This window comes from Salmonella sp. A1325, assembly GCF_056991255.1.
Map to the genome: position 1 here is coordinate 275,492 of NZ_JAMLWO010000001.1, position 18,800 is coordinate 294,291.

Annotated in this window: 15 protein-coding genes; 4 read left to right on the forward strand and 11 right to left on the reverse strand. The window is 52.3% G+C overall.

Features of this window, described 5'->3' with window-relative positions; translation table 11 throughout:
* Positions 1 to 114 precede the first annotated feature (114 nt).
* The gene (locus NAZ64_RS01405; protein ID WP_000732362.1) at positions 115 to 336 is read left to right on the forward strand and encodes a YgdI/YgdR family lipoprotein; all 222 of its coding nucleotides are present in this window, start codon (positions 115 to 117) and stop codon (positions 334 to 336) included.
* Positions 337 to 412: 76 nt separating this feature from the next.
* Here the strand turns inward: NAZ64_RS01405 and ansP are convergent, their stop codons facing one another.
* The gene (gene ansP / locus NAZ64_RS01410; protein WP_000857112.1) at positions 413 to 1,906 is read right to left on the reverse strand and encodes an L-asparagine permease; all 1,494 of its coding nucleotides are present in this window, start codon (positions 1,904 to 1,906) and stop codon (positions 413 to 415) included.
* Positions 1,907 to 2,418: 512 nt separating this feature from the next.
* Between ansP and steA the strand changes: the two genes are divergently transcribed.
* Entirely contained in the window at positions 2,419 to 3,051 is a 633-nt protein-coding gene (gene steA, locus NAZ64_RS01415; protein ID WP_001120860.1) for a type III secretion system effector SteA, read from the forward strand.
* 283 nt (positions 3,052 to 3,334) lie between these two features.
* Entirely contained in the window at positions 3,335 to 4,180 is an 846-nt protein-coding gene (gene nhoA, locus NAZ64_RS01420) for an N-hydroxyarylamine O-acetyltransferase (RefSeq protein WP_000200329.1), read from the forward strand.
* Between the two features lie 35 nt (positions 4,181 to 4,215).
* On the opposite strand, the gene NAZ64_RS01425 is transcribed toward nhoA, so the two are convergent.
* From NAZ64_RS01425 to NAZ64_RS01455, 7 genes are all read right to left on the reverse strand, one after another.
* The gene (locus NAZ64_RS01425; RefSeq protein WP_000804302.1) at positions 4,216 to 5,109 is read right to left on the reverse strand and encodes a PhzF family isomerase; all 894 of its coding nucleotides are present in this window, start codon (positions 5,107 to 5,109) and stop codon (positions 4,216 to 4,218) included.
* A gap of 106 nt (positions 5,110 to 5,215) precedes the next feature.
* Positions 5,216 to 5,896: a respiratory nitrate reductase subunit gamma gene (narI, locus tag NAZ64_RS01430; protein ID WP_000617103.1), complete on the reverse strand. Its 681-nt coding sequence runs from the start codon at positions 5,894 to 5,896 to the stop codon at positions 5,216 to 5,218.
* The gene (gene narW, locus NAZ64_RS01435) at positions 5,893 to 6,588 is read right to left on the reverse strand and encodes a nitrate reductase molybdenum cofactor assembly chaperone (RefSeq protein WP_001166287.1); all 696 of its coding nucleotides are present in this window, start codon (positions 6,586 to 6,588) and stop codon (positions 5,893 to 5,895) included. The genes narI and narW overlap by 4 nt, the downstream gene beginning before the upstream one ends.
* Positions 6,588 to 8,132 carry a nitrate reductase subunit beta gene (gene narH / locus NAZ64_RS01440; RefSeq protein ID WP_000702595.1) on the reverse strand — a complete coding sequence of 515 codons (1,545 nt, stop codon included), beginning with the start codon at positions 8,130 to 8,132 and terminating at the stop codon, positions 6,588 to 6,590. Before narH ends, narW begins: the two co-directional genes overlap by 1 nt.
* Entirely contained in the window at positions 8,129 to 11,869 is a 3,741-nt protein-coding gene (locus NAZ64_RS01445; RefSeq protein WP_220569892.1) for a nitrate reductase subunit alpha, read from the reverse strand. The genes narH and NAZ64_RS01445 overlap by 4 nt, the downstream gene beginning before the upstream one ends.
* A gap of 91 nt (positions 11,870 to 11,960) precedes the next feature.
* Positions 11,961 to 13,349 carry a NarK family nitrate/nitrite MFS transporter gene (locus NAZ64_RS01450; protein WP_000198255.1) on the reverse strand — a complete coding sequence of 463 codons (1,389 nt, stop codon included), beginning with the start codon at positions 13,347 to 13,349 and terminating at the stop codon, positions 11,961 to 11,963.
* A 213-nt stretch (positions 13,350 to 13,562) separates the two neighbouring features.
* Positions 13,563 to 14,141 (reverse strand): TetR family transcriptional regulator, encoded by a 579-nt coding sequence (locus NAZ64_RS01455; RefSeq protein ID WP_000121049.1) that lies wholly within the window; start codon positions 14,139 to 14,141, stop codon positions 13,563 to 13,565.
* 117 nt (positions 14,142 to 14,258) lie between these two features.
* Between NAZ64_RS01455 and smvA the strand changes: the two genes are divergently transcribed.
* A complete protein-coding gene (gene smvA / locus NAZ64_RS01460; RefSeq protein ID WP_220569893.1) occupies positions 14,259 to 15,746 on the forward strand; it encodes a methyl viologen efflux MFS transporter SmvA in 1,488 nt (495 codons plus the stop codon).
* Between the two features lie 24 nt (positions 15,747 to 15,770).
* Here the strand turns inward: smvA and NAZ64_RS01465 are convergent, their stop codons facing one another.
* From NAZ64_RS01465 to yddG, 3 genes are all read right to left on the reverse strand, one after another.
* Positions 15,771 to 16,151 (reverse strand): GFA family protein, encoded by a 381-nt coding sequence (locus NAZ64_RS01465; RefSeq protein WP_077905442.1) that lies wholly within the window; start codon positions 16,149 to 16,151, stop codon positions 15,771 to 15,773.
* Between the two features lie 143 nt (positions 16,152 to 16,294).
* Positions 16,295 to 17,383 carry a porin OmpD gene (gene ompD, locus NAZ64_RS01470; RefSeq protein ID WP_000769035.1) on the reverse strand — a complete coding sequence of 363 codons (1,089 nt, stop codon included), beginning with the start codon at positions 17,381 to 17,383 and terminating at the stop codon, positions 16,295 to 16,297.
* 522 nt (positions 17,384 to 17,905) lie between these two features.
* Positions 17,906 to 18,787 (reverse strand): aromatic amino acid efflux DMT transporter YddG, encoded by an 882-nt coding sequence (gene yddG / locus NAZ64_RS01475; RefSeq protein WP_115286019.1) that lies wholly within the window; start codon positions 18,785 to 18,787, stop codon positions 17,906 to 17,908.
* Between the last annotated feature and the right edge of the window lie 13 nt (positions 18,788 to 18,800).

Here is an 18,800-nt window from a genome sequence, read left to right on the forward strand (position 1 = left end):
CATCTCTTTAAACGCACCGATACGCCTCGTTACACCCCGCCGATAGCCTGATGATTCTGTGAGAATTACACTGCCTTTTTGCTGTAGTTAACTCATTATATTCACGAGGAAAATATGAAAAAGTTATTTATATGCTCAGGTTTGGGCATGATGTTTTTTATGCTTGCGGGTTGCACAACCAACTATGTGATGACGACGAAGAATGGGCAAACGATCGTAACTCAGGGTAAGCCGCAGTTAGATAAAGAGACGGGGATGACCAGTTATACCGATCAGGAAGGCAACCAGCGGGAAATTAACAGCAATGATGTGGCGCAGTTGATTAAGGCTGACTAAGCATTGGGCGCGATACGGTGTTGGCGGCAACGCGCATTAAACCCGGCAGGCCTGGGGCTGCCGGGGAAGGGGAGTGTTATGTCGCTGCTTCTTCTTTCAATACGACACTCTCTGTCGAATCCGCCGTCACTGGCGCAGTTCGATGGATCTCCGCCACGCGACGTCGCACGCCAAACCAGCCGGCAACCAGCAGAATGGCGATCAGCGGCAACGAGGCGATAGTGTAAGTTCCATTCGGGTAGTCAAACGCCATGAGTACCAGCACGCTTAGTAAAAACAGCAGCGTTAGCCAGGAGGTAAAAGGCGCGCCGGGCAGTTTAAAACTGACGTCTGCGGCTTTGCCTTCTTTTATCGCCTGGCGTAAACGCATCTGGCACACCATGATAAACGCCCACGACGCGATAATGCCGAGCGAGGCAAAATTAAGAACGATCTCAAACACGCGGGAGGGGACCAGGTAATTCAGGAACACGCCGACCACGTAAACCACCAGAGTCGCCAGAATACCCGCATAGGGCACATGCTGACGGCTCATTTTCGCCATGAATTTCGGCGCGGAACCCCCCATCGACATTGAACGTAAAATTCTCCCCGTACAGTAAAGCCCGGAGTTCAGGCTGGAAAGCGCGGCGGTTAACACCACGATATTCATAATACTGCCGATATAAGGCACGCCAAGTTTAGAAAAGAAGGTGACAAACGGACTTTGCCCCGCCTGGTAGGCGTTCCACGGCAGCAGCAAAACCAGCAATACGACCGATCCTACATAGAAAAGACCAATACGCCAGATCACGCTATTGATGGCTTTTGGCACCATCGTCTGTGGATCTTTGCACTCCCCAGCGGCGGTACCGACCAGTTCAATCGAAGCAAAAGCGAACACCACGCCCTGAATCAGTACCAGCGCGGGCAACAGGCCGTGCGGGAAAAAGCCGCCATTATCTGTAATCAGGTGAAAACCGGTGGCATTACCCTCAAGCGGTTGACCGGTACCGAGAAAAATCGTGCCTACCACCAGGAAGATAACAATGGCGAGTACTTTTATCAGCGCGAACCAGAACTCCATTTCGGCAAACCATTTTACGCCGATCATGTTCATGGTACCGACAATGGTTAACGCGCCGAGCGCGAACACCCATTGCGGAACGTCGCCAAATGCGCCCCAGTAGTGCATGTATAACGCCACTGCGGTGATATCGACGATCCCGGTCATCGCCCAGTTAATAAAGTACATCCAGCCTGCGACGTAGGCCGCTTTTTCACCCAAAAATTCACGGGCGTAGGAGACGAAACTCCCGCTGGAAGGACGGTGCAATACCAGTTCGCCCAGCGCGCGTAAAATGAAAAAAGAAAAAATGCCGCATATCAGATAGACCAGCGCCAGTGCCGGTCCGGCCATTTGCAATCGGGCGCCTGCACCTAAAAATAAACCGGTGCCAATCGCGCCGCCGATAGCAATCATCTGAACCTGACGATTCCCCATCGCTTTGTGATACCCCTCTTCATGGGCGTTCAGCCAGCGTCGTTTCGCCGCATGTTGTTCTGCGGCGTGCGTAGTCTGTGTTTTCATTACGTTACCTGTTATAGCCTGTCCTGACAGAAAAATTCCTTATGCCGCGACGGGCGCTCACCAATCGATTGCCTGCAATGGCGAATGCCGCTTTTCCCTGATTCTGTGACAGGGATAAAACCGCCGGCGGAGCATCCTACCTGCAATTGTTAAATGACGCAAAACATACGGAAAGAACAAAATGAGAATGTCGAGTTTATTTGTGTGGTCAGATGTGGTGCGGTGTGGTCACGATTCAGCCAGATAAGACGCCAGCACAAATCCGCAGTGCTTGCGTTGCGCAATAATTAACCAGCGCTAATCACTTGTGGGATTTATGGTCATAGATATAACCTCGAACGGTAAACTACCTGACGATATTGCAGCAGCATAAGATAAGGCCGTTGCGCCTGTTATTCTCATTTTCTCCTGAAAATATATGCCTTTGAGCAATTTTGTTGATTGACATATCGTCATAATGAGAGAGGAGTAGGACATATAAAGCTATTGAGCAAAATTTGAAGGAGCAGGATATGCCACATACATCAGTTTCTACCTATGCCAGAGCTTTATCAGGAAATAAGCTACCTCATGTTGCTGCAGGAGATTACGAAAATAAATTATCAACAAAAATCATGAAAGGCATCTTGTATGTGCTTACAGCAGGATTAGCCTACGGATTTACAAGAGTAATTGAACATTATTGCAATGTTACGCCTAAAGTTGCGGAGTTCTGTGCCAATGCAGGGACTATCCATAATCACCTTGCAGATGCTGTACGTGATGAACAATTTATTATAGATGTCGAGCTTTCTGATGGTCGGATGTTAACATTCGAACAACTCTCGCTGATGGCTGGACGTGAGCCAATCGTCAGGATATCGGATGGCGAACATACCGTAGAGGTTAAGGGGTCCTTTGAAGATATTTGTATGAGACTGGAAGAGGGCTTTTTTGAAGCGCCAGCGTACTATCATTATGATATTGATGAAAAATATAAAACCGTCAGAGAGCGAATAGCAGAATATAATGCCTTACCTCAGGCATTAGGCGCCATTCCGAGTTTAGAACATTATATCGCTCGGGCCAGCGACATGCAGGAGGCGAAAGTGCAATGGGCGGCCGACATAAAAGATCGTTACCATAACTATTTGGACAAGTATTAAAAAGCGTTTATGTTTAGCCAGTTTTGTTAGAAATCAGATTCGCTGAGCTGGCGTTAAAAATTTTAACACGCCGCTATTTTGGCGGCGTGTCGCAAAGAGATTCTCAGAACCCGACTTCCGTTTGTAGGCCAAAATCCCACGTACCTCCGGCGCTGTAGCCGGCCTGTCTTATTTTTTTCAAAAGTATCCAACGCTATTCCACGGATAGGGTATCCTGTTGCGCAGCGATATCCGCCTCAGCCTGTGTGCCGAACGCAAGCATTAATGTTAATGGAAGCCTCAGATGACCTCTTTTTTACATGCTTATTTTACGCGATTACATTGTCAGCCGTTGGGGGTTCCTACGGTTGAAGCGCTCAGGACGCTTCACTTAGCGCACAACTGCGCGATTCCTTTTGAAAATCTGGATGTGCTACTGCCTCGTGAAATACAGCTCGATGAGACGGCATTAGAGGAGAAACTGCTTTATGCCCGACGCGGTGGATACTGTTTTGAACTGAATGGCCTGTTTGAACGTGCGTTACGCGACATCGGTTTTAACGTCCGAAGCTTATTGGGGCGGGTCATTCTGTCTCATCCCGCCAGTTTACCGCCGCGCACGCACCGTTTGCTGCTGGTTGATGTTGAGGACGAGCAGTGGATCGCTGACGTGGGGTTTGGCGGCCAAACGCTAACCGCGCCGCTTCGTCTGCAGGCTGAAATTGCTCAGCAAACGCCGCATGGCGAATACCGCCTGATGCAGGAGGGGAGCACATGGATTTTACAATTCCGCCACCATGAGCACTGGCAGTCGATGTACTGTTTTGATCTGGGGGTGCAGCAGCAGAGCGATCATGTGATGGGCAATTTCTGGTCGGCTCACTGGCCGCAATCCCATTTTCGTCATCATTTGTTGATGTGCCGCCATTTGCCTGATGGCGGCAAGCTGACATTAACGAATTTCCACTTCACGCGTTACCACCAGGGACATGCCGTTGAACAGGTCAATGTACCGGATGTACCGTCGTTGTATCAGTTACTTCAGCAGCAGTTTGGTCTCGGCGTAAATGATGTAAAGCACGGTTTTACCGAGGCGGAGCTGGCCGCGGTAATGGCTGCATTTGATACCCATCCGGAGGCGGGAAAATAGTTTTTTGCCGCGAGGATTTGCGGGCCTGACAAAGATTAAAAAGTAATGGCCCATTCGGCATGAAACAGAATGACCGCCTGGCCGGAGATGGTGACGTTGTCCGGCTGGTTATCGCGAATGGTGACGGTAACATCAACAGTACCCTCTTTGCCTAAAGCGCGCCCCTGATGGCCTTGAATCTGCAGCGTTTTACCGTCATGCGCCATCAGGCCATGATGGACGAGCCATGCTCCCATCGGGCCATTGGCGTTTCCCGTTACCGGATCTTCCACAATCCCTATCGCCGGGGAAAACATTCGCCCATCGGTTTCGTTTTTTCCCGGACGAATCTGGAAAGGAAAAAAGCCGTTACAGCCAATTTGCTGGCTGATTGCCGTCAGGGCTTCCAGATTCGGAGAAAGGGCATCAATATCAACGTCTGGTTTGAGCAGGATCATCACTTTTGCATGTCCTGTTGAAGCCACCTGAATTGGCGCTCCCGGCACGATATCATCTTCAGTCAGGTTCAACGCGGTGATGATGGCAGCCCGAATCTCTCCGACTAGCGGTGGTTCAAAAGAGGGCTGACCTTGTTCCAGCGTGATGCGATAGTCATTGTGTTCGGCATGAATTTCAACGCGATGACGGCCCGCTAACGAGGTTTGCCAGACGGTGGTGTTTCCCAATCCCAGTACCGTTGCCCGAACATAATGCGCGGCCACGGTGGCATGACCACAGATGGGGACTTCTACTGTCGGTGTAAAATAGCGTATGCGCACATCACTCTCTTCGCTTTTTAGCAAAAAGGCGGTTTCCGAGTGACGAAGTTCACGGGCAATCAGCTGCATCTGCGCGTCGCTTAGCGTATCCGCATGTAAGACAACGCCAGCAGAGTTGCCGCGAAAGGGTTCGCTGGTGAAGGCGTCAACATGGTAAATCTGCGGTTTCATTGATGTTCTCCTTTGGCTGAAGAATCATCATAGCCTGCGCGTTGCCGAATGACGACGCCCAGGCGTTTTTCTTTGCCCGGTAAGCGTACGCCCCGGGCAAAGAGAATTAGCGGCGGGTACGAACAATCTGGTAGCGACGGGTGAAATACTCAAACGGCGCGCTCCAGACATGAACCAGACGGGTGAACGGGAAGAGCAGGAAAATAGTCATTCCCAGCACCAGATGAACGCGGAAAACAAACGCCACACCGTTCAGCATTTCCGAAGACCCGCCGCGGAAGGTGACAATACTTTGCGCCCAGCCCACCAACTTCATCATTTCGCTGCCATCCGGATATTGCGCCGAAAACGGAATGGTGCTCAGGCCAAGCAGGCACTGAATCAGCAAAATGCTCATGATGATAATATCAGGTGTAGTGGATGTCGCCCGCACACGCTGATTGGTCAGACGACGCCACAGTAATCCCGCGCCGCCGATCAACGTTAATACGCCGCACACGCCGCCGAGGATCATCGCCATCTGCTGTTTTACCGCAATCGGCAGGAACCAGGCATACATCCAGTGTGGCGTCAGCATCCCGAACAGATGGCCAAAAAAGATCCCCAGAATGCCAATATGGAACAGATTCGACCATATCACCATCCCACGCTTATCCAACATCTGGCTGGACGACGCGCGCCAGGTATATTGTCCGTAGTCATAGCGCAGCCAACTGCCGAGGAAGAAGACCGTGGCGCAAATATAGGGGTAGATATCGTAAAAAAAGACGTTCAGGTACTGTATCATTTCGGGCCTCCCGCGCTGACGTCGACGTACTGCGGCGCTGCGTCCTGGCTAAAGCGTCGTTGATAATGGTGTAACGGTGAACTGTCACAGGTCGTGGCGTTATCTTCGATAAACTTCACCTGCTCTTCTTCCCAGACGGCATCCAGTGCCTGACGGGTATCATCCCGCGATTCCTGAACAATTTGCTTGGTGACACTGTCACTTGTAAGCGTACTGCCCGCCAGCGTCAGCAGGGCGTCAAACAGTTGATACCACGGCGCTCCTCGCTGTTTCAGACGACCGCCCAGCAGCGCCAGAATAGGGGCAATATTCTGTAATCCCTCGCGCGCTTCCGCTTCCGGCAACACGCTTAAGTACTCCAGATAGAGCGGCAGGTGATCCGGCAGTTCGCGGCAGTTGAGCTGCAGGCCCACGGTTTCATACTGACTTAACAAATCGACCATCGCCTGGCCGCGATCGCGGGACTCCGCATGAACATGCTCGAATAACAGCAATGAAGTGGCGCGCCCGCGGTCAAACACTTCGCACCATTCTGCTTGTTTATCCAGTAACGGCGCATAAAGCAGCTCGCGAGTGAAGTCGGCCAGCATTGGCGCATCGTGTTGGATAAGGGCAAGCGCTTCATCCCGACATTCCCACAACTCGTCGTCCGGATATTCCATCAACAGGCCAATCGCTTTGAGGATTTGCATTATTCCCCCTCCGCTTTATCACGCACTTCGGTGATATTGATGGCATCAATACGGCTACTGTTGAACAGGTTGAATTTAGTATCCGAGCCGTGACAACCGTCGCCAAAAGTAAAGCCGCAGCCGTTGCGCTCCGGAAAGGCGTCGCGCGCCATTTCCCGGTGGCTGGTGGGAATGACAAAACGATCTTCATAATTGGCAATCGCCAGGTAGCGATACATCTCTTCAACCTGTTGTACGCTCAGACCCACTTCGTCAATCGCGCGGGTATCCGTCACGCCTTCAACCGTCTGCGAGCGCATGTAGTGGCGCATCGCCATCATCCGCTTTAGCGCCCGAATGACCGGGCCGGTATCGCCCGCGCTGAGCATATTGGCCAGGTACTGGACCGGAATACGCAGCGTTTCCACCGCCGGCAGAATATTGCCATTGTGCGGCAACCCGCCCGCGTCAGCGTATGACTGTATGGGCGACAGCGGCGGTACGTACCAGACCATCGGTAGGGTACGGTATTCCGGGTGCAGCGGAAGCGCCAGCTTCCAGTCCATCGCCATTTTGTACACCGGCGACCGTTGGGCGGCGTCGATGACGTTTTGCGGGATGCCCTGTTTAAGCGCCTCTTCGATGACCGCCGGATCGTGCGGATTGAGAAACACATCGCACTGACGTTCATACAAATCTGTCTCGTGTTCGGTACTGGCCGCTTCTTCAATCCTGTCGGCGTCGTAGAGCAGAACGCCAAGATAACGGATGCGCCCGACGCAGGTTTCCGAGCAAACGGTCGGCTGGCCGGATTCAATACGCGGATAGCAAAATATGCATTTCTCAGACTTGCCGCTCTTCCAGTTAAAGTAGATTTTTTTGTACGGGCAGCCGCTGATACACAAACGCCAGCCCCGGCATTTATCCTGGTCGATTAGCACGATGCCGTCTTCTTCACGCTTATAAATAGCGCCACTTGGGCAGGTGGCGACACAACTGGGGTTCAGGCAGTGTTCGCACAGGCGCGGCAGGTACATCATGAAGGTGTTTTCGAACTGACCGTACATCTCCTTTTGTATGTTGTCGAAGTTACGGTCGCGGGCGCGTTTTTCAAACTCGCCGCCGAGCAGCTCTTCCCAGTTTGGCCCCCAGATCACCTTGTCCATCCGTTTTCCGTCAATCAGTGAACGAGGACGGGCGGTGGGCTGATGCTTACTCTCCGGCGCATTATGTAAATGCTGATAATCGAAGGTAAAGGGTTCATAGTAATCATCGATTTGCGGAATCACCGGGTTGGCGAAAATTTTGCTAATTACCCCCATTTTGCCGCCCAGACGGGGCCTTATCTTGCCATTAACATCACGAACCCAACCGCCTTGCCACTCCTGCTGGTCTTCCCAGTTTTTGGGATAGCCGATGCCCGGTTTAGTTTCGACGTTATTGAACCATGCGTATTCCATCCCTTCACGTCCGGTCCAGACGTTTTTACAGGTGACGGAGCAGGTGTGACAGCCAATACATTTATCGAGATTCAGTACCATCCCAACCTGTGAGCGTATTTTCATTTTTTCGACTCCTGTACCTGATCCCGGCCCTCATCATCCAGCCAGCTAATGTTTTTCATTTTCCTGATCATGATGAATTCATCACGATTCGAACCCACGGTTCCGTAATAGTTGAAGCCGTAAGCCAGTTGCGCATAGCCGCCGATCATATGCGTCGGTTTTGGACAGACCCGGGTCACGGAGTTATGGATCCCGCCGCGCATCCCGGTCACTTCCGAGCCCGGAATGTTCATAATCCGCTCCTGGGCGTGGTACATCATGGTCATACCCGGCGGAACGCGCTGGCTGACCACCGCACGAGCGGTAAGAGCGCCATTAGCGTTGAAGGCTTCAATCCAGTCGTTATCTTCAATACCCAATTCACGGGCATCGGCTTCGCTGATCCAGACAATCGGCCCGCCGCGCGACAAGGTCAGCATCAGCAGGTTTTCGCTGTAGGTGGAGTGAATTCCCCATTTCTGGTGCGGCGTCAGGAAGTTAAGCGCTTTTTCCGGGAAACCGTTGGGCGGAATTTCTCGCATTTCGCTGACGCTGCGGGTATCAATCGGCGGACGATATGCCACCAGGCTTTCGCCAAAAGCGCGCATCCACGCATGATCCTGATAGAGTTGTTGCCGCCCCGACAACGTGCGCCACGGGATCAGTTCATGTACGTTGGTATACCCGGCGTTATAAGAGACATGCTCGCTTTCCAGCCCTGACCAGGTCGGGCTGGAGATAATTTTGCGCGGTTGCGCCTGGATATCACGAAAGCGAATTTTCTCATCTTCTTTATTGATGGCCAGATGGGTGTGCTCGCGCCCGGTCATCTCGCCCAACGCCTGCCAGGCTTTCACCGCCACCTGGCCGTTGGTTTCCGGCGCTAAGGCAAGAATCACTTCCGAAGCATCCAGCGCGGTGTCGATGCGCGGACGTCCTTTCGCCGGACCATCGTGTTTGGTGTAATTGAGCTTACCGAGGAAATCGACTTCATCTTGCGTATTCCAGGCAATCCCCTTACCGCCGTTGCCTAATTTATCCAGCAGGGGACCCAGCGAGGTAAAACGTTCATAGGTGGCCGGATAATCGCGTTCAACCACGACGATATTGGGGGCGGTTTTGCCCGGAATAAGTTCGCACTCGTCTTTACGCCAGTCGAGAATATCAAATGGCTGCGCCAGTTCCGCCGGGGAATCATGCTGGAGCGGGTGTAACACCACATCGGTTTCCTGTCCGAGATGTCCGACACACATCTCAGAAAAGACGCTGGCGATACCTTTGTAGATCTCCCAGTCGCTTTTGGATTCCCAGGCAGGATCGACCGCGGCGGAAAGGGGGTGGATAAACGGATGCATATCCGAGGTATTCATATCGTCTTTTTCATACCAGGTGGCAGTCGGCAAAACGATATCGGAAAACAGACAGGTACTGGACATACGGAAATCAAGCGTGACCAACAGATCGAGCTTGCCCTCAATCGCGGCGGACTGCCATTCCACCTCTTCAGGCTTAATTCCTTCGCTGGAGCCCAGCGCTTCGCCCTGGATACCGCTGTCGGTGCCCAGCAGATATTTGAGCATGTACTCATGACCTTTCCCGGAGGAGCCGAGCAGGTTAGAGCGCCAGACAAATAAATTTCGCGGGTGATTATGACCACTGTCAGGCTGTTCGCAGGCAAAACGGATAGCGCCTGATTTCAACGCTTGCACGGTATAATCCGCCGCAGACAGCCCGGCTTTATCGGCGCTCGCTTTCACACTGAGCGGGTTAAGATTAAGCTGCGGCGCCGAGGGTAGCCAGCCCATACGTTCCGCGCGCACGTTGAAATCGATCAGGTGTCCGGAAAATTTAGCCGGATCGGCCAGCGGCGACAGCAACTCTTGCGCAGTCAGTTTTTCATAGCGCCACTGGCTGGCATGGTTGTAGAAAAACGAGGTACTGTTCATCTGACGCGGCGGGCGATTCCAGTCCAGCGCGAAGGCCAGCGGCAGCCAGCCGGTTTGTGGCCGCAGCTTCTCCTGGCCGACATAGTGCGCCCAGCCGCCGCCGGTTTGTCCAACACAGCCGCAGAACACCAGCATGTTAATCATCCCACGGTAATTCATATCCATGTGATACCAGTGATTCACTCCCGCGCCGAGGATGATCATCGAACGACCGTGAGTTTTATGGGCGGTCTCGGCAAATTCACGCGCAATAGTTTCGATATGTCGACGCGGCACGCCGGTAATCTGTTCGCCCCAGGCCGGCGTGTAGGCTTTTACGTCGTTATAATTATTGGCGCTATGGCCGTCATCCAGACCACGATCCAGCCCATAATTCGCCAGCACCAGATCGTAAACGCTGACGACCATCCGCTCGCTACCGTCCGCCAGAGCCAGGCGTTTCACCGGTAACTGACGTACCAGCACCGGTTCCTGCCGCACGCTGCGAAAATGTGGGTTTTCGTTGCCGCCAAAATAGGGGAAAGCGACACCCGCCACGTCATCATGCTGACCAAGTAAAGAGAGCGACAGTTCAGTTTCGACGCCCGCCGCCACCGGTTCCAGGTTCCATTTTCCCTTTTCGCCCCAGCGAAAACCGATAGAACCGTTGGGCGCGACCAGTTCGCCCGTACTGTTGAGCGCGACGGTTTTCCATTCCGGATTATTGGCTTCTCCCAGTCCATCCACCAGATCCGACGCGCGCATCATACGCCCCGGTACATAACTGCCGTCTGCGCGCTCATCCAACAGGACCAGCATTGGCATATCGGTATAACGGCGGCAATAGTTAAGAAAATAGTCGCTGGGATTATCGAGATGAAACTCTTTTAAAATGACGTGACCCATGGCCATCGCCAGCGCGCTGTCGGTACCTTGCTTTGGCGCCAGCCACTGATCGCACAGTTTAGCGACTTCGGAATAGTCCGGGGTGATGGCGATTGTCTTGGTGCCTTTGTAGCGCACTTCGGTAAAGAAGTGGGCGTCCGGGGTACGCGTCTGCGGCACGTTAGAGCCCCAGGCAATAATGTAGGCTGAGTTATACCAGTCGGCGGACTCCGGCACGTCAGTCTGCTCGCCCCAGGTCATTGGCGACGCGGGCGGAAGATCGCAATACCAGTCATAGAAGCTCAGGCAAGTACCGCCAAGCAATGACAGATAACGTGTTCCGGCGGCGTAAGAAACCATCGACATCGCCGGAATAGGTGAAAACCCCGCCACACGATCCGGACCATAGGTTTTGATTGTCCAGACGTTAGCGGCGGCAATGAGCTGATTCAGCTCTTTCCAGTTCGAACGAATAAAGCCGCCATGTCCGCGCACCTGTTTGTAACTTTGGCATTTTTGCGGGTCGTTCATTATAGATTCCCATGCCAGTACCGGATCGCTGTGCCGGGAAAGAGCCTCGCGCCACAGTTCTATCAGCCGCTTACGCACCAGAGGGTATTTCAGACGATTGGCGCTATAGAGATACCAGGAGTAGCTGGCGCCGCGCGGGCAGCCGCGCGGTTCATGGTTCGGTAAATCGGGACGCGTGCGCGGGTAGTCGGTTTGCTGGGTTTCCCACGTCACCAGACCGTTTTTGACATAAATTTTCCAGCTACAGGAGCCCGTGCAGTTGACGCCGTGGGTTGAGCGCACGATCTTATCAAACTGCCAGCGCTGGCGATAACTGTCTTCCCAGTCGCGGTTGGTATGCATCACCTGACCATGGCCGTCGGCAAAGGTATCGCCTTTTTGTTTAAAGTAACGAAAGCGATCCAACAGTTTACTCATGACATTTCTCCTGCTTCGATAAATTTTCCGCCATCCTGTCGATTTGGCGTTAAACCATTGCCGGATGGCCGTCCTACAGGTGTGTATGTTGTTATTGTTGTTTAGGCTTACGACGCCCGTAGACCAGCCAGGTCAGCAGGACGCAAGCGATGTAAAACAGCAAAAAGATTTTCATGGCGCCCACCGGCGAGCCGGTCAAGGCCAAAGAGGTGCCAAACGCTTTTGGAATAAAGAAGCCGCCCACAGCGCCAATAGCGGAGATAAAACCGAGCGCGGCGGCGGTATCCGTCACCGCTTCGCGCTGCGCCTGCTCATCGCTCCCGCCGCGCAGTTTGACGTTGTAGAGCGTGATCTGCCGGAAGATCACCGCAATCATCTGGAAGGTAGAACCGCTGCCGAGACCCGCTGTCAAAAACAGGCCCATAAAAACAAGATAGAACGCGCTAAAGCTGCCTGCGCCGGAGCCTGGCAGCGTGAGGAATAGCAGGGCGGTAAACAGCGCCATAAAGATAAAATTAATGAGCGTTACGCGAACGCCGCCGAATTTATCGGAGATCACGCCGCCTGCCGATCGCGCCAGCGCGCCGATAAAAGGGCCAAAGAACGCCAGTTGCAGAATGTTTACGTCGGGAAATTGCGTTTTGGCGAGCATGGCGAAACCTGCGGAAAAGCCGATGAATGACCCGAATGTCGCCAGGTACAGCAGGCTAAGCAGCCACAGGTGCAGTCGTTTTAGCACCGGCAATTGCGAGGCGACAGACGCTTTTGAACTGCCGATATCGTTCATACCAAACCAGGCGGCAAGCGTCGCGACAGCCAGTAACGGCACCCAGATCCAGGCGGCGTTAGTGAGGGCGAGCAGGGAGCCATCAGGTTGCGGCACGCCCCGGACGCCTAAAAAAGTAAATATCGGCAGAAAAATAACCAGCGGCGCAATCAACTGCATCACACTGACGCCAAGATTTCCCAGTCCGCCGTTAATACCCAACGCGCTACCTTGTCTGGCCTTTGGAAAGAAAAAACTGATGTTGCCCATACTGGACGCGAAGTTTGCCCCCGCAAAACCGCACAACAGAGCGATGAGCATAAATACCCCGAAAGGGGTGGCGGGATTTTGCACGGCGAATCCCAGCCAGGCGCAGGGAATAATCAATATTACGGTACTTAATACGGTCCATTTACGGCCACCAAACAGTGGTACCATAAAGGAGTAGGGAACGCGTAATATTGCGCCGGAAAGAGAAGGTAATGCGGTTAATAAAAAGAGTTGGTCGGTGGTAAAATTAAATCCAATTTTATTGAGGTTGACGGCAACAGCGCTAAACAACATCCAGACGCAAAATGCCAGAAGCAAACAACTTACTGAAATCCATAAGTTTCTTCTGGCGATGCCTTTCCCTTTATTCTCCCAGAAGGCTGGATTTTCGGGTCGCCAGTCACTCAAGAGATAACGGTTATAATTCTCGTTTTGTCGTGTCATTTTACCCCTCACATGCGCATATCATTTGAAAAAAACACAAAAAAGAGACAGAGCGTTACGCGCTCTTTTGAGAACTTATTGAAGTTTTTTTAGAATATTGAGTGAAAGAATAGATAAAAAACCAGGCCAGCGCGGCGCGAAGAGGAGATATGATGTTTCTTAATTGTTACTATTTGTAAATTAAAAGTGATTTTTATTAAATTATTTGTAACTTTACGCAAAGAGTTCAAGCGTAATCATACGATCCAGATGGTATTTAAACGCGGGATCGGCCATTTCCGGAATACCCAGCACATACATACCGTCCAGCCCGCACACCAGTGCGATAAGCCGCCAGGCGATATCCGTGGCGTTAGCAGTAAACGTAAATTCTCCTGCCTGTTTGCCCTGCTCAATAATTGTGACCGTTTCCTCATGCCACATCTGCATCGTAAGGAGATAAGCATCTCTGATGTGCGGATCCCGGTCGGCCAGAATTTGCGCCTCTCGCCACAATTTTATGTAAGGCTCAAAGCCGCCGTCTTCGCTACCCAACATAGCGTGAAGCCGTGCACGCCAGGTGGCGGGCGGCGGAACTTGCCCGGCATCAAGCAGGGTACGGATCAAATGGACAAAGGCCAGCGCTTTGAGCTCGCCCGCCGAGCTGAAGTGGTGATGCACCTGGCCGGCGGCGACATCGGCTTCTGATGCGATTCGTCGCACCGTCATGGCGGTAAACCCCTCTGCCAGCGCCACGCGCATCGCCGCTTGCAGGATCACTTCGCGGCGTTCATCCCGGTTAAGGTAACTCATATTTTCCCCACATTAGCCAATGCGCGCAGTGTAACAAAAAGCTGGACATTCGTTCAACTTACCGTAGGATCCTGAAACTGGACAAGCGTCCAAATTTGAGTTTTTGAAGGGAGAGTTATGTTTCGTCAGTGGTTAACGTTAGTCATTATTGTGCTGGTCTATATTCCTGTCGCCATTGATGCCACGGTCTTGCATGTCGCCGCTCCGACACTGAGTATGACACTGGGGGCCAGCGGCAACGAGCTGCTGTGGATCATTGATATTTATTCTTTGGTCATGGCTGGCATGGTGTTGCCGATGGGCGCGCTTGGCGATCGTATCGGTTTTAAACGCCTGCTGATGCTGGGCGGGACGCTCTTTGGCCTGGCGTCACTGGCGGCGGCGTTTTCGCATACCGCCAGTTGGCTTATCGCCACCAGGGTATTACTGGCTATTGGCGCGGCGATGATTGTACCGGCGACGCTGGCCGGGATACGCGCCACCTTTTGTGAAGAGAAGCATCGCAACATGGCGCTGGGCGTCTGGGCAGCGGTAGGTTCGGGCGGAGCGGCGTTTGGGCCGCTCATCGGCGGCATATTATTAGAGCATTTTTACTGGGGATCGGTTTTCCTGATCAACGTGCCGATTGTGCTGGTCGTCATGGGCTTAACCGCCCGCTATGTTCCTCGCCAGGCGGGCCGTCGCGATCAACCGCTCAATCTTGGCCATGCGGTGATGCTGATTGTTGCTATTTTGCTGTTAGTCTATAGCGCTAAAACCGCGCTGAAAGGGCATCTGTCGCTGTGGGTCATCTCGTTTACCCTGCTTACCGGCGCGCTGCTCCTGGGACTCTTTATCCGCACACAGCTTGCGACATCGCGTCCGATGATTGATATGCGACTATTTACCCATCGCATTATCCTGAGCGGCGTCGTGATGGCGATGACCGCGATGATCACTCTGGTGGGTTTTGAGCTGCTGATGGCGCAAGAGCTGCAGTTTGTTCACGGGCTATCGCCTTATGAGGCCGGGGTATTTATGCTGCCGGTGATGGTCGCCAGTGGATTCAGCGGGCCGATTGCGGGCGCGCTGGTCTCGCGTCTGGGACTACGGCTGGTCGCGACGGGCGGCATGGCGTTAAGCGCGCTGAGTTTTTATGGCCTGGCGATGACGGATTTCAGCACCCAACAATGGCAGGCCTGGGGGCTGATGGCGCTGCTGGGATTTAGCGCCGCCAGCGCATTGCTGGCTTCCACGTCGGCAATTATGGCCGCTGCGCCGGCAGAAAAAGCGGCGGCGGCCGGCGCGATCGAAACGATGGCTTATGAACTGGGCGCGGGACTGGGCATCGCCATTTTCGGTCTGTTGTTAAGCCGTAGCTTCTCCGCGTCTATCCGTCTGCCTGCCGGGCTTGAGGCGCAAGAGATTGCCAGAGCGTCATCTTCAATGGGGGAAGCCGTGCAGTTGGCGAATAGCCTGCCGCCCACGCTGGGGCAGGCAATACTGGACGCCGCCAGACACGCCTTTATCTGGTCGCATAGCGTGGCGTTAAGCAGTGCCGGGAGTATGCTTCTTTTGCTGGCGGTAGGGATGTGGTTCAGCCTGGCAAAAGCCCAACGCCGATAACATAACGCCTGATGAGATAAGCGCTTAATGCGCTAGCTGGCAGGGGGAGTCCATTTCCTCAACCTCTTTACCGCTGAGGCGTGCGTATTGCCCCGTCAGTCGCCAGAAAGCAGGCTGGGTTTCGGTATAAATTTCCGCAGCCAGAATCAGCCGACGGCGATCAACTTCGTTCAGTTCCAGTAAGGTCCAGGGAATAAAATAGCGATCGGTATCGGTAAGCCGAAACCACAGCGGACACCCGCAGCCGGAACAGAAGTAGCGTTCGCCGCGTGAAGAGGATGAAAAGTATGGCGGTTCCGGGGAAAGGGGGTCTAGCTGTGGTTGCCCGCAGGCTTCCAGATACATGGCTATTCCACCCGACCATTTTTGACACAGCGTACAATGGCAGGCATAGACATCCAGCATTTCGACGTCAACGGTAAAATGGCTCTGTCCGCAAAGACAACGACCAGTGAACGTCTGCACGGCATACTCCTTATGACCGAGTCTACATCAAGAGAAAAAGCCAGCCCTGAAAGGACTGGCTTTGTATTCAGACTACAACAAAATTAGAACTGGTAGTTCAGACCAACAGCAACGATGTTGTCGGTAGACACTTTAGCCGCTTTGGTGAAGTCGCTGTCGTCCAGCAGGTTGATTTTGTAATCAACGAAGGTGGACATGTTTTTGTTGAAGTAGTAGGTTGCGCCAACATCGATGTACTCAACCAGATCCTGGTCGCCGTAAGTACCCAGGTTTTTACCTTTGGATTTCAGGTAAGCGATGGACGGACGCAGACCGAAGTCGAACTGATACTGAGCAACCGCTTCGAAGTTCTGGGTTTTATTCGCGATAAACGCATCACCCGCTGCATCTTCACCGAAGGTGGTCATGTTCAGCGTTTCGGAGTAGGTGGTCGCCAGGTAGATGTTGTTCGCATCATATTTCAGACCAGCAGCCCAGACTTCAGCGTTTTTACCCGCAGCATTCAGGTTGCTCGCTGCTTTCACCTGGTTGTTAGTACGGTCAGACTTCGCATAGGCCGCACCTACGCCAAAACCTTCGTACTCATACGTTGCGGACAGACCGAAACCGTCGCCGTTAGACTCGTACGCGCCGTCACGGTCGTTTTTGCCCTGGTACTGCGCGGCAAAGTTCAGACCTTCAACCAGGCCAAAGAAGTCAGTGTTACGGTAGGTGGCAACACCAGTAGTACGGCCAGTCATGAAGACGTCAGTCTGAGTCCAGGTATCGCCACCGAACTCTGGCAGAACGTCGGTCCATGCGCCGATGTCGTAAGCAACGCCGTAGTTACGACCGTAGTCGAAAGAACCGTAGTCAGCGAATTTCAGACCAGCAAACGCCAGACGGGTTTTGTCTTTGTCAGCGCCCTGGCTTTCAGTACGGTTGCCTTTGAATTCATATTCCCACTGGCCAAAACCGGTTAACTGATCGTTGATCTGCGTTTCGCCTTTAAAGCCCAGACGCGCGTAAGTTTTGTCACCATCACTTCCGTTATCATCAGAGAAATAATGCTGAGCGTGAACTTTACCGTACAGATCCAGTTTATTGCCGTCTTTGTTATATACCTCGGCTGCATTTACAACGCCTGCTGCCAACAGGGAAGTCACTGCCACTGCCACTAACTTAAGTTTCATTTTAATAATCCTTATAATTTTCTTAGCGTGTTTCCTCAACCATTGTTAAACGAGGCGTTTGTCAATGGCAGACTATTTTTAAATGACGGAGTGGCATAAGTTCAATAATAAGTTTCATAAGATTACAAATTATTTTAATTTGTGTGATCGAGATCTCCTTAATACATTTGAGAGTATTAATTCAAATAGGGACTGTCTAATAAGATATATTTTCGGAGGGGACTATTGGGCTGTTTATGGTTTTATTTTTGGTAGTAACGACTGATTATTATATGCACTAATACAGTTGCGAGACAACGTTAATTATATATTTATTAATATAATTATATCATAATATTAACATATTTAACGATTTTATAAAATCCATTTTTACCAGCGCATCCTGATATGGCGCAGGGGGTGCTCGTGAAAATGGAAAATCGTCAAATACACACAGGCGATAGATAAAAGCGTAGTTGTGTTGTGAAGGGTGTCAAGGTGCAGCGGGCGGATTTTATATCAACATCGGCCCGCCCGTCGCTATTAGCGCCGCCGCGTTGCCAGCCAACAAAGTAGCGAACCTACGCAGACCATGACTGCGCCTTGCCAGAAGGAGAATGACAGTGGTGAGCTGAGTAACAGCGCAGCCAGAGCAGAGGACATGACGGGGGTAAAATAAGACCCTACGGCCATGATAGTCACATTGCCATGAAGTATGCCCACATTCCATGCGGCGTAGGCAAACCCTAACGTTAATGCCGCGGTAAAAAGTTTAGCAATCACCGGTAGGCTAAATATCATGGCAGGTTGCGGCGTAAGAAAATAGTGGAACCACAGCGCCACGGCGGTGAGTAACACAAAGACGGTGATACCGTTAAAACCACGCGCATATTTATTGGTGACCGTGCAGTACGTCGCCCATATAAACGCCCCAAGAAATGCCAGTAAATAACTTAGCGGACTGGTGGCGACATTGCTGATAATTTCTCTCGGATTAAGACCATTCTCGCCCCCCAGAACCCAGCAAACGCCAGTAAGTGCAATAAGCAATCCAGGAACAATAAGCCAGTTAGTTTTTTGCCCGTTAAAAAGAATGGCAAACAAAATGGTCAGGCTGGGCCATAAATAGTTAACCATGCCGACTTCGATAGCCTGATGGCGAGTGGCGGCATAACCGAGAGAAAGCGCCAGGCATATTTCATAACTGACAAACAGTACGCTGCCTGCGATGAGGTATCGCCCCGGGAAACGACGGATATCAGGTAATCCGACGGTAAAAATCAGCAGCAGGCCGCTTAATGAATAGATCATGGCTGCGCCGCCTACCGGTCCGAGACCTTCGCTGACGCCGCGAATTAACCCAACCATCGTGCTCCACAGAACGATGGCAACAAGCCCTATTAGCGTTGCTTTTTGTGATGTCATGCTTTGTGACTGT